The organism is Kribbella sp. NPDC055071 (genome assembly GCF_053608045.1).
Genome location: NZ_JBSGUS010000001.1, coordinates 87,949 through 100,779, shown reverse-complemented (window position 1 = coordinate 100,779; position 12,831 = coordinate 87,949). Strand labels below are relative to the sequence as shown.

General features: G+C 68.5%; 6 protein-coding genes. All 6 read right to left on the bottom strand.

The annotated features are described in order from the left end of the window. Nucleotides 1–27 precede the first annotated feature (27 nt). The 6 genes from acnA to ACWF4Z_RS00475 all read right to left on the bottom strand — a co-directional run bounded on the left by acnA (nt 28) and on the right by ACWF4Z_RS00475 (nt 12,726). Nucleotides 28–2,802, bottom strand: coding sequence for an aconitate hydratase AcnA (acnA, locus tag ACWF4Z_RS00500; RefSeq protein WP_452240746.1), 2,775 nt, complete (start codon nt 2,800–2,802; stop codon nt 28–30). A gap of 144 nt (nt 2,803–2,946) precedes the next feature. Next, nucleotides 2,947–4,158, bottom strand: a complete 1,212-nt coding sequence (locus tag ACWF4Z_RS00495) for a Fic family protein (protein ID WP_452240745.1) — start codon at nt 4,156–4,158, stop codon at nt 2,947–2,949. A 93-nt stretch (nt 4,159–4,251) separates the two neighbouring features. Continuing rightward, nucleotides 4,252–5,181 (bottom strand): LLM class F420-dependent oxidoreductase, encoded by a 930-nt coding sequence (locus tag ACWF4Z_RS00490; protein ID WP_452240744.1) that lies wholly within the window; start codon nt 5,179–5,181, stop codon nt 4,252–4,254. Between the two features lie 10 nt (nt 5,182–5,191). Next, complete coding sequence (locus tag ACWF4Z_RS00485) at nt 5,192–9,466, bottom strand: hypothetical protein (RefSeq protein WP_452240743.1); 4,275 nt, start codon at nt 9,464–9,466, stop codon at nt 5,192–5,194. Between the two features lie 36 nt (nt 9,467–9,502). Next, the gene (locus ACWF4Z_RS00480; RefSeq protein WP_452240742.1) at nt 9,503–10,699 is read right to left on the bottom strand and encodes a class I SAM-dependent RNA methyltransferase; all 1,197 of its coding nucleotides are present in this window, start codon (nt 10,697–10,699) and stop codon (nt 9,503–9,505) included. Next, nucleotides 10,696–12,726 carry an APC family permease gene (locus ACWF4Z_RS00475; protein ID WP_452240741.1) on the bottom strand — a complete coding sequence of 677 codons (2,031 nt, stop codon included), beginning with the start codon at nt 12,724–12,726 and terminating at the stop codon, nt 10,696–10,698. Before ACWF4Z_RS00475 ends, ACWF4Z_RS00480 begins: the two co-directional genes overlap by 4 nt. Between the last annotated feature and the right edge of the window lie 105 nt (nt 12,727–12,831).

Genomic DNA, 12,831 nt, shown 5'->3' with positions numbered 1-12,831 from the left:
CGGTCGCGCCCTTGTTCTGCTGGGGTATCAGCCCGCGATCAGCGACCGGAGCACGTACTGCAGGATGCCGCCGTTGCGGTAGTAGTCGGCCTCGCCCGGAGTGTCGATGCGGACGACCGCGTCAAACTCCTTCACGCCGCCGTCGGGTGCGGTGACCTTGACGTGGACGGTCCGGGGAACGTCGCCGTCGTTCAGGGCGGTCACGCCCGTGATGTCGAAGGTCTCCTCGCCGGTCAGGCCGAGGGACTCCGCGTTCTCGCCGTCGGGGAACTGCAGCGGCAGCACACCCATGCCGATCAGGTTCGACCGGTGGATCCGCTCGAAGGATTCGGTGATCACGGCCCGCGCGCCGAGCAACGCCGTACCCTTGGCGGCCCAGTCGCGTGACGAGCCCGAGCCGTACTCCTTGCCGGCCAGGATCACCAGCGGCGTACCGGCTTCGGCGTACGCCTCGGAGGCCTCGTAGATGCTCGTGACGGGACCGTCGGCCTTGGTGAAGTCGCGGGTGAAGCCACCCTCGGTGCCCGGCGCGATCTGGTTGCGCAGGCGGATGTTCGCGAACGTGCCGCGGATCATGACCTCGTGGTTGCCACGCCGCGAGCCGTAGGAGTTGAAGTCCTTGCGGTCGACGCCGTGCTCGGCCAGATACTTGCCGGCCGGGCCGTCGGCCTTGATCGAGCCGGCCGGGGAGATGTGGTCGGTCGTGACCGAGTCACCCAGCTTGGCCAGCACCCGGGCGCCGGCGATGTCGGTGACCGGCGACGGCTCGTGCGCCATCCCCTCGAAGTACGGAGGCTTCCGCACGTACGTCGACTCCGCGTCCCAGGCGAACGTCTTGCCCTCGGGCGTCGGCAGCGACTGCCACCGCTCGTCACCGGCGAAGACGTCGGCGTAGTCCTTGGTGAACATCTCCTTGCTGATCGAGCTCGCGATCACGCGCTCGACCTCGTCGGCCGCGGGCCAGATGTCCTTCAGGAACACGTCGTTCCCGTCGGTGTCCTTGCCCAGGGCATCGGTCTCGAAGTCGAAGTCCATCGACCCGGCCAATGCGTAGGCGATCACCAGCGGCGGGCTGGCCAGGTAGTTCATCTTGACGTCGGGGTTGATCCGGCCCTCGAAGTTCCGGTTGCCGGACAGCACACTGACGACGGCGAGGTCGGCTTCGCGCACCCCGGCCGCGACCTCGTCGGGCAGCGGGCCCGAGTTGCCGATGCACGTCGTACAGCCGTAGCCGACCAGCTGGAAGCCCAGCTTGTCGAGGTACGGCGTGACGCCGGCCTTCTCGTAGTAGTCCGTGACGACCTTCGAACCCGGGGCCAGCGACGTCTTCACCCAGGGCTTGCTCGACAGACCCTTGTCGACCGCGTTCTTCGCGAGCAGCGCGGCGGCCATCATCACCGACGGGTTCGACGTGTTGGTGCAGGAGGTGATGCTGGCGATCACGACATGACCGTGGTCGAGCTCGGTCTCCGCGCCGTTCAGGGTGATCTTGGTCTTCTTCGACGGACGGCCCGGGCCACCGTGCGGGGTGTGCGGAGCGTCGTCGACATGACCGTGGCCGTTCGGCGCGTCGCTGGCCGGGAAGCTGCCGGTCTCCGACGGGTCGACCTCGAGCTCCTCGGTCGCGTAGTCGGTCAGCGCACCGCGGAAGGCTTCCTTGGCCTCGCTCAGCGCGACCCGGTCCTGCGGCCGCTTCGGGCCGGCGATCGACGGTACGACGGTCGACAGGTCCAGCTCGAGGTACTCCGAGAACCGCGGCTCGACCGACTGGTCGTGCCACAGGCCCTGCTCCTTGGCGTACGCCTCGACCAGGGCGACGTCCTGGTCGCTGCGGCCGGTCAGCCGCAGGTACTCCAGCGTCACGTCGTCGATCGGGAAGATCGCGCAGGTCGAGCCGAACTCCGGGCTCATGTTGCCGATCGTGGCGCGGTTGGCCAGCGGCACCGCCGCGACGCCCTCGCCGTAGAACTCGACGAACTTGCCGACCACGCCGTGCTTGCGCAGCTGCTGGGTGATCGTGAGCACCACGTCGGTCGCGGTCGCGCCGGCCGGCACCGAGCCGGTCAGCTTGAAGCCGACGACCTTCGGGATCAGCATGCTGACCGGTTGGCCGAGCATCGCGGCCTCGGCCTCGATACCGCCGACGCCCCAGCCGAGGACGCCCAGGCCGTTGACCATCGTGGTGTGGCTGTCCGTGCCGACGCAGGTGTCCGGGTACGCCACACCGTCGCGAACCATGACGGTCCGGGCGAGGTGCTCGATGTTCACCTGGTGCACGATGCCGGTGCCCGGCGGGACGACCTTGAAGTCGTCGAACGCGGTCTGGCCCCAGCGCAGGAACTGGTAGCGCTCACCGTTGCGCTGGTACTCGAACTCGACGTTGCGCTCGAACGCGTCCGCGCGGCCGAACACGTCGGTGATGACCGAATGGTCGATCACCAGCTCGGCCGGGGCGAGCGGGTTGATCTTGGTCGGGTCGCCGCCCAGCTCTGCGACCGCCTCGCGCATCGTGGCCAGGTCGACCACACACGGAACGCCGGTGAAGTCCTGCATGATCACCCGTGCCGGGGTGAACTGGATCTCCGTGTCGGGAGCCGCGTTCTGGTCCCAGCCGGCGAGCTTGGTGATGTGCTCGGCCGTGATGTTCGCGCCGTCCTCGGTGCGCAACAGGTTCTCCAGCAGCACCTTCAGCGAGTACGGCAACGTGTCCGCACCCTCGATGCCCGCCAACCTGAAGATCTCGTACGACTGTCCGCTGACCTCGAGTGCCCCTTTGGCACCGAAGCTGTCGACGCTCGCCATCAACCTGCTCCTCTGTCCAGTCTCTGATCCGCTGGGCCCATCCTGCCCAGCCCGCCGCCCGGCCGCGAGATCAGGCTCCCCTAACCTCGCCACCAAACTCTCTCGACATCAAGATACACGACATCGAGCCACTTCGGCACGCGGTCAGGAGTCGTGCCGGCTGTGGCGCGCGGCGACGGCGATCCGGGCCCCGAGGTCCTCCAGTTCGTCGAGCACGTCCACGGCACCCCACACCTGATTCCGGGTGCGATCCGTCAACGGGCGGAGCACGCCGGCGGAGTGCAGCCGCTCGATACCGGCGTACACACTGCTGGAGGCCCCACCGATCGCCTCCTCTGCTTCATCGGCCGAGAAGATCGGCGTCGCGGCGAGCGTGCCGAGCAATCGCTCCGCTGCACTCCCTCGGCGAATGCCCGCGACCTGCTCCCAGGTCGAGCCGAGCCCAGCAATCCGAGTCGCAGTCACCCGCGACTCGCGAGCCGCGATCTCCGCGGCCGCAGTGAACGCGCGGATGATCGGCTCGACCCTGCCCTCGCGATATGCGCCGAGTACGTCGAAGTAGTCGTCCCGACGTGCCACCAAGGCGGAGGCGAGCGGGATGACGACCCGCCGGGTTGCACCACGCCTGCGCAGCACGGTGTTGATCAGCGCCCGGCCGATCCGGCCGTTGCCATCGGTGAACGGGTGGATCGACTCGAACTGCGCGTGCACGATCGCCGCCTGTGCCAGCACCGGAAGGTCGAGGCGATTCGCGAACGCCATCAGGTCGGTCATGTATCCGTCGACCGATTCCGGCGGGGGCGGTACATAGATCGCGTTCCGTGGTGAGTGATCGCTGCCGCCGATCCAGTTCTGCATGTCCCGGAAACGGCCGGCGTACGCATGCTCGTACTGGTCGTCGACCATCAACGCGAGGTGCACCATCAGGACCATCGTCGTCTCGATCTTCGCGCCATCGTCGACCGAGCTGATCAGGGCAGCCAACGCCGCGGTCGACGCCGCCATGGACGTCGCCGAGGGATTCGACTTGATGCCGTGCAAGGCCCGGGCGTAGTCGTCCACCGAGGCATCGATCTGCTCGATCTTCGACGAGGCGACCGACTCCGTCCGCAGCAGCAGCGTCTCGAGAGCGGCGAGCTCGGCACCATGGGAGAGATCGAGTGCGGCGATCTCACGCAGGCAGCCTTCCATGGCTGCGACCAGCTCATGACGCAGGGGAACGTCGCGATCTCCGATCAGCGGGGGCCGCATCGTGACGACCTGGCCAAGGGTGCGGTCCTCCGCCGTACCGCCCCGGCTGCGCTGCCGCCACGCCCGCACCTCAGGAGCGTGGGGCGGCCAGTCCAGCTCGACCATCGCCGCATCCTCACGTCGGAATATCGTCGGAGATATTCCGACTTAAGGAGTGTAACCCGGAATAACTCGGTCGTTATTCCGGGTTGTGGGGCGTTAGGAGACCTGGGGGAGGACTTCGGCGGCGATGAGGTCGAGGTGGGTGAGGTCGTGGAGGTCGAGGATCTGGACGTACTGGCGTTGGGAGCCGGCGGCGGCGAAGTGGCCCAGACGGTCTACTACCTCGGCGGGGGTGCCGGCGATGGAGTTGGCCTTGAGGTCGTCGACGTCGCGGCCGATGGCGTCGGCGCGTTGTTTGACCTCGGCGTCGTCCTTGCCGACGACGACGGTGTGGGCCGTGGAGAGCGTCAGCGTCTTCGGGTCGCGGCCGGCGGCTTCGCAGGCGGCCTGGACTCGCTGGAAGAGGACCTTGGCGTCGTCGACCGAGCAGAAGTTCGCGTTGAACTCGGCGGCGTACTTCGCGGCGAGGGCCGGGGTGCGCTTCTTGCCGCTACCACCGATGATGATCGGCGGGTGCGGCTGCTGGACCGGCTTCGGCAACGCCGGTGAGTCGGTGATCTGGTAGCGCTCGCCCTGGAACTGGTACTTCTCCCCCACCGGCGTGTCCCACAGACCGGTGATGAGCTCGAGCTGCTCGGCGAAGAGGTCGAAGCGGTCGGCGGTGGTGGGGAACGTCAGTCCGTACGCCTTGTGCTCGGCCTCGAACCAGCCTGCGCCGAGTCCGAGCTCGACCCGCCCACCGCTCATCTGGTCGACCTGCGCGACCGAGATGGCCAGGACGCCGGGGTTGCGGAAGGTGGCCGAGCTGACCAGCGTGCCGAGCTTGATCCGGCTGGTCTCCCGGGCCAGGCCGGCCAGCGTGATCCATGAGTCGGTCGGGCCGGGCAGGCCCTCCGCACCCATCGCGAGGTAGTGATCGGATCGGAAGAACGCGTCGAAGCCGTTCTCCTCGGTCTTACGTGCCACTGCGAGGAGGTCGTCGTACGAGGCGCCTTGCTGGGGTTCGGTGAAGATCCTGAGAAGCATGACACCCACGCTATCCCGCGCTGGTGTACAGCTTCTCCAGGTACGACGGTTGCCAGTCGGGACCGCGGTTGTACAGGCGCCGGACCAGACCGTTGATGTCGAGACGGGGCTCGATCGGGTTGTCCCACCAGTCCGGGACCTGGTCGTACCAGCGGTCGATCCGCAGCGTCCGGCCGGCGGCGTCGATCCGCGCGAACAACCAGCCGCCCGGCTCGGTCTGCGCCTCGGTCTGCCACAGATCCCCGAGCAGCCCGCTGAGCTTGTCCGCCGCGAACTCCGGGTCGTCGACCTCCGGCGGCTCGAGATCGAACCGGTACGACGGTGCCGCCGGGTCGAGGACCTGGACCTGGATGGTGAACCCGGACGGGACGATCGCGGTCCGGGCCCGGCACCAGTCGTGCAGTGCCTTCATCGCCTCGGAATCGGTCGGGCGTGGCCGCGGCCGCTCGATCTCGGACCGCATCGCTTCCTCGATCGACCCCGGCTGCGGCTGAATCCGCGGCCCGTCCGCACCGACCAGCCCGAGCCCGGGAATAGACATCCGAGCAACCACCTCGGCGGCGTGCTCCGCAATCCCATACCCATCCAAGCCCTGCCCATTCGAGCCTTGCCCATTCGAGCCCTGCCCATTAGCGGCGTGCCCGTTGGCGGCCGGGCCGTTGGTCCCGTGCCCGTTGGTCCCGTGGTCGTCGACGTGCCCGTTGGCAGCCTGCCTGCCGCGTGCTTGCTCGTTGGCAGCGTGACCGTTGGCGGCATACCCGTTGGCCGCAAGACCATCGGAGCCCCGACCGTCAGCAGCGTGGCCGTTGGCATCAAACCCATTGCCAGCCTGCCCGCTGCGTGCTTGCTCGTTGACGCCATGCCCGTTGGCTACAAGATCATCGGAGTCCCGACCGTCAGCAGCGTCGCCGTTGGCGTCAAACCCGTTGCCAGCTTGCCCGTTGCCAGCCCGCTCGTTGCCCGCTTGTCGGTTGCCCGTCTGCTCGCTGGCGGCGTGACCGTTGGCCGGGTGCTCATTGGAACCGTCGCCGTTGGCAGCCTGGCCGTTGGTTTGACCGTTGGCTGTTTGGTCGTTGGCAGCGTGGGCGTTCGTGGTTTGGGCGTATCCGTTGGTGGCGTAGCCGGCGGCGTGGGTGTGGTCGCTTTCAGGCTGGTCGTTTGTGCGGTCGTCGTAGTCGTTGCGTGACTCTGACGGGACCGCGGGGATCACACCGGTTGGCTCGTCTGCGTCTACGGACAGGTCTACGACCGGGACGTAGCCGGTTGGCTCGTCATCTTCGGGTGCGTGCTGGGTGTTGTCCGGGCTGTTGAACCGGGCCGCGTGGTCGACGTACGCGGGCTCCTCAGCCTCGGCGTCGGGCCAAGGAGCGGGGTCCGGCTCGGGCTGAGGTCCGGGCTCGGGATCCGGTTGCGGAGTGGGTTCCGGATCCGGCCAGGGCTGGGGGTCCGGCTCTGGCGTCGGCACGGGGTCCGGGGTCGGCTCCGGGCGTGGCGCGGGCGTCGGCTCCGGGTTCGGGATCGGTCGCGGGTACGGGTCCGGAATCGGCTCCGGCTCGGGCGTTGGCCGCGGGTACGGGTCCGGGATCGGCTCGGGCTGCGGAGTCGGCCGGGGGTACGGATCCGGGGTGGGTTGCGGGGTTGGGCGCGGGTACGGATCGGGGCCGGGGGTGGGATCCGGGTGAGGCGGAGTGGGCTGGGGCCAAGGGGCTGGGTGGGGCTCCGGCTGTGGCCAGGGCTCGGGGCGTGGCTGGGGTTGCGGCCAGGGCTGCGGTTGCGGGTGGGGGTCGACCTGCGCTTTGGCAGCCGGAGCAGGTACGCCGTGGACCGCGTCCTCGTCGTCCTCCGCCTGGACACCGGGCAGGTCCGCGAGCTCCGGGCCGGACTCAGCTGTGATCGCCGGGATTTCAGCGGTCTGGTCATCGCTGTCATCCGCCGCAACAACGTCCGCCTCCAACGACGGATCAGCCGGCGCGAACGGCGAAGGCCCGGTAAACGAAGCCGGCTCCTCCTCAACCACCGCAGACTCCAGCACCTCCGCGGGCCGATGCAGCTCCGCGGGCTGGCTCACCTCTGCAGGCTGGCTCACCTCTGCAGGCCGACGCAGCTCCGCGGACTCACGCAGCTCCGCAGGCTGGTGCACCTCTGTGTGCTGCAGCGCATCCGCGGGCCGGAGCGCTTCCGCAGGTTCGAGCACCGCCGCGATCTCCGCGGTCGGCGCGTCGTCATCCTGCAACTCGTCAGCACCCGACAAGCCAGCACGACCCGACTGCGGCACGAAGTGCGCCTCAGCAGCACCCGCGTGCGGTGCGCCTGCAGCACCGGGGTCCGGCTCGAACAGCGGGTCAGTGGCACCCGGCACGTCAGCAGCACCGGGATGCGGTGCGCCTGCACGACCTAGGTGCGGTGCGAACGGCGACTCAGCGGCACCCGGCCGGACGTCAGCAGGAGCACCGGGGGACGTCACGTCTGCAGCACCTGGGTGCGGTGCGAACGGCGACTCGGGAGCACCCGCACGCACGTCAGCAGCACCCGGGTGTGGTGCGCCTGCATGACCTAGGTGCGGTGCGAACGGCGACTCAGGAGCACCCGGACGCACGTCAGCAGCACCCGGGTGCGGTGCGCTGGCACGCCCCAGGTGCGGTGCGAACGGTGAGTCAGTGGCGGCCGGTGCGAACGGCGAATCCTGGGACTCGGCTGGCGTCGGGAACTGGGACTCGGCTGATGCTGGGAACTGGGGCTGGGCTGGAGGGTGCGATGGTGCGGTGGGCTGGGAGTCGGGAGGTGGGGTGGGGTTGGTGGTTTGGTCTTCTACCCATTGGCCGTTGATCCAGGCTGGGCCGGTCCACTCGTTGGGCGGGGTGGCGGGGGCGTGGGGGGCGAAGGGGTTTTGCTCGCTGGTGGGGTCTTGGTCGGACCAGGCGGGTTGTTCGGCTGTTTCCCAGTCCTGTTCGTCGTCGGACGCGGGCGCTGTGGCCGAGGGCGTGTCGGCGAAGAGACTCGCGTAGAAGTCTTCACCTTCGTGTACGCCTCCACCGACGCGCGGCGGTTCGGACAACGGGACAGATGGCTCGTACGACCGGACCGGCAAGCCGTTGCCCGTCATACCGTCCGGCAAGTACGTCCCCGGCGCAGGCCCACCCTGGGGATAACCGCCCTGGGGAGAACCGCCCTGGCTGTAACCACCCTGGGCATAGCCGCCCTGCGCATAGCCGCCCTGGGCATAGCCGCCCTGGGCATAGCCGCCCTGCACATAGCTGCCCGGCTCAGGCTCGACCGCGGCTGGTTCGACCCCGGCGTGCTCGGCTGGGGCAGACTCGTCCTCGGGCCTGCGGCGACGCAACCAGCCCTGCTTCTTGCCGGTGACGCCGTACTCTTCCTCCCGCGTGACCCGCTGCGCCGCAGGCGCCTGAACAGACGCACTCGGCTGGACCGGCGCAGGCTGGATCGCGGCAGGGGGCTGGGCCGGGGGTGCCTGGGTGGTGTCGTCGATCGGCTGGCCGGTGAACGGGCTGAAACCGGGTGGGACGACGAACGATTCTTCCTCGTCGTCCACCGGCGGGCCGTCGGGTGCTCCAATCACAACATCCTCAACGACCGACACCTCGGCTGTGTCAGGGTCGTCGGCGAAACTTTCCGGTACCGCAAGGTTCCGGGTGAAATCCTCGCCCGCGGCGACCCCCGCCGCGAGGTCGGGCTGGACCGGCGACCGCCGGTCGATCCCGAAGTGGTCGAAGAACGACCCCAGCGCCGCCTCGGTCACGCCGGAGGAGCCGGCCACCCGGATCAGCTCCACCCCGAACGGCCGCAGCTCGTCCAGCCCGCCGAGGTAATCAACCCACTCGGCGACCCACTCGATCATCTCCTCGGCCGCGGCCTCGTCCGAGGTCACCCACTGCCCGATCTGCGCGAACCCGTCCTCCGCCGGCTGCCACGGATCCCCCGGGTACGACGCCCGCGCCCACGTCCCGTTGAACGCGCCGTAGACGAACCCGAGCTCCTTGGTCGCCGCCCGCCGCCGCACCTCCGGCTGACCGATCCAGTCCGGCGAACCCGCCAACAGGTCGGCCCGAGCGGTCTGGCTGTGATGCGTGTGGAACCCGAACAGCACCGCCCGCCCGTCGCCCAGCCGGTTCAGCTGCAGCACGGAGCCCGTCTCGTCCTGATGGTGATAGCCGTCGGCATCGGCGTACCACCGGCGGTCGAACCCGGTGGCATGGGCGACCGCGGCGAGTGCGGTCCAACGGGCGCGCAACTCCTCCGGGTCATCCAGGTCAACGAGCGGCATCAGGTCTCCAGCGCATTGGAATCCAGGCCTGGAACGCTACCCGAGCCCACCCCCACTGGCCACTTCACCGTCCACGGGCTCCAGAATGGCGACGCATTCGATGTGGTGGGTCATCCCGAACAGGTCGAAGGCCCGCAGCGACGCGATCCCGTAGCCGAGCCGTCCGAATGTCTTCAGATCACGGGCCAGCGCCGCCGGATCACACGCCACATAAGCGACTCGTCGCGGTGACAGGGCCGCGATCCGCCGTACGACGTCCTTCCCGGCACCCGTCCGCGGTGGGTCCAGTACGACGAGGTCGACGTGCTCCAGGCCCTGGCCGGCGGCTGTGTTCAGTACTCGGTCCACATCGCCGTTCTCCAGCGTCACGTCCGGCAGGTCGTGCAGATTCCGCCGCGCATTCCGTACGGCGTCCTTGTCACCCTCGATCGCGAGCACTTTGCAGCCCGCCTCGGCCAGGAACGCAGCAAACAGCCCCACGCCCGAGTACAGGTCCAGCGCGGTCTCCCCCGCCGCCGGCTCCAGTCCGCTCATCACAGCGTCCACCAGCGTCTCAGGAGCCGCCGGGTGCACCTGCCAGAACCCACTGGCTTCCACCCGGAACCGCCGGTCCCGGACGACCTCCACAACCCGCCCAGCCGGGTCATCATCGGTCTGTACGGCGGTATTGCCCTCCGACGACACCACAGACCGCACCGACGACACGCCCGGCCAGCGCTCCTTCAGCACCTCCGGAGTGTCCGGGTGGGCGATCAGACACTGGTCGAGCGGAATCAGGTCGTGGGTCCGGTGCGCGTACATCCCGGGCCGCCCGTCGACTACGGCGTACTGCATCCGGGTCCGCCAGCCCAGGCCGTCGTCACCCGGGGACTCCATCACGATCGTGCGCTCGATCCCGCCGATGCGGCGCAGCGTGTCCGACACGACGGTCGCCTTCAGGCGCCGCTGCTCGACGATGTTGGCGTGCTGGAAGTCACACCCTCCACACAGGCCGGGACCGGCGTACGGGCAGGGCGGCTCGATCCGCTGCGGGGACGGCGTCAGTACGGAGACGGCGTCCGCCCGCAGGTACTTCGCGTTCTGCTCGGTGATCCGAGCGTGCACGAGCTCCCCCGGCAGCGCGTGCCGGACGAAGACCACCTGGCCCTCGTGGCGGGCCACACAGTGGCCTCCGTGCGCTACCGGCCCTACTTCCAGCTCAACTACTGTCCCGACGATGTTCTCGTCTGTCACCGATCTCCTGACGCCTTGCGGGCTCCACGCCGTACCTGGCCTGCCACCCGCTCTACCCGGTCCTGCCGTTCCTCGGCCCCCTGCGACGAGAGCAACTGGTAAGGAACGGACGTAACCATGACACCAGGTGTGAACAAGAGCCGGCCCTTCAGCCGCAGTGCGCTCTGGTTGTGCAGGATGTGCTCCCACCAGTGTCCGACCACGTACTCGGGGATGTAGACCATAACTACGTCGCGGGGCGACTGCCGCCGGATATCACGGACGTACTGCAGGATCGGCCGGGTGATCTCCCGGTACGGCGAGGCCAGGCGCTTCAGCGCGATCGGGATGCCCCGGGCGTCCCACTCGGCCTGGAGGGCGTCGGACTCGTCCCGGTCGACATCGACCGTGACAGCTTCGAGCATGTAGGGCCGGGCCGCCTTGGCGAAGGCCAGCGCCCGCAGCGTCGGCTTGTGCAGCTTCGAGACCAGCACGATCGCGTGCACCCGGGACGGCAGCATCAGCGGGTCGTCGCCCTCGATCGCCATCTGCCGGCCGACGGTGTCGTAGTGCCGGCGGATGCCCTTCATCAGCAGGAACAGCGCGGCCATGGCGATGATCGCGATGTAGGCCCCGTGGGTGAACTTGGTGAGCAGCACGATCACCAGCACGATCCCGGTCATCGTCAGGCCGACCGTGTTGATGATCCGCGACCGCATCATCTGCCGTCGCTTGCCGCCGTCGGTCTCGGTCTTGAGGTGCCGCGTCCAGTGCCGGATCATGCCGAACTGGCTGAGCGTGAAGCTGACGAAGACACCCACGATGTAGAGCTGGATCAGCTTGGTGACCTGGGCGTCGAACGCGACGATCAGCGCCATCGCGCACAGCGCCAGCAGGATGATGCCGTTGCTGTAGGCGAGCCGGTCGCCGCGGGTGTGCAACTGGCGGGGCAGGTACCCGTCCTTGGCCAGGATCGACGCCAGTACCGGGAAGCCGTTGAACGCCGTGTTCGCGGCCAGCACCAGGATCAGCATGGTCGCGCCGATCACCAGGTAGAAGCCCGGCGAGAAGTTCGAGAAGACCGAGTCGCTGATCTGACCGATCACGGTCTTCTGGGTATAGCTGTCACCGACCGCCTCGCCGTTGCGGAACAGCTGGGTGGCCGGGTCCTCGGCGAACCGCAGCTTGATCTTGTTGGCCAGGAACAAGATGCTCATCAGCATCGTGATCGCGATCGTCCCGAGCAGCAGCAGGGTGGTCGCCGCGTTCTTGCTCTTGGGTTTGCGGAACGCCGGTACGCCGTTGCTGATCGCCTCGACACCGGTCAGCGCCGCACACCCGGACGAGAACGCCCGCGCCAGCAGGAAGACCGCGGCCAGTCCGCTGAACATGTCGTGCCCCGGCTCGGACTTGACCTCGAAGCCGGCGCTCTCGGCCATCGGCAGGTTCCCGGCGCCCAACCGGATCAGGCCCCAGATCGCCATCCCGATGATGGAGGCCATGAAGATGTACGTCGGGATCGCGAAGATCGCACCCGATTCGCGAACACCGCGCAGGTTCATCGCGGTCAGCACCAGGACCAACCCGACCGCGAGTGGCACCTCATGTCCAGCCAGGAACGGCAATGCGGACTTCGCGTTCTGTACGCCGGACGAGATCGATACCGCGACCGTGAGTACGTAGTCGACCATCAGCGCGCTCGCCACGGTCAGACCCGCCGACGGGCCGATGTTCACCGTCGCGACCTCGTAGTCACCGCCGCCCGATGGGTACGCGTGCACGTTCTGCCGGTAAGACGCAACCACGACCAGCATCACGAACGCGACCAGGAGGCCGATCTTCCACGAGTACCCGTAAGCCGCGAGCCCGGCGATCGACAGGGTCAGGAAGATCTCGTCCGGGGCGTAGGCGACCGACGACAGCGCGTCACTGGCGAACACCGGCAGCGCGATGCGCTTGGGCAGCAGCGTCTCGCCCAGCTGGGTGCTGCGCAGTTTGCGACCAAGCAGAAGCCGTTTGCCGAGGTCGCCTAGAGCGGGAGATGTCACACGGTGATGGTAGAGGGCGCCAGGTCGTGGCGGGCACGGCCTCCGGTCCGGTGTAGCGTCTATCTCTGCCGAACCGAGCCAGCGGCCCCCGCGCGGGGCAAGGAG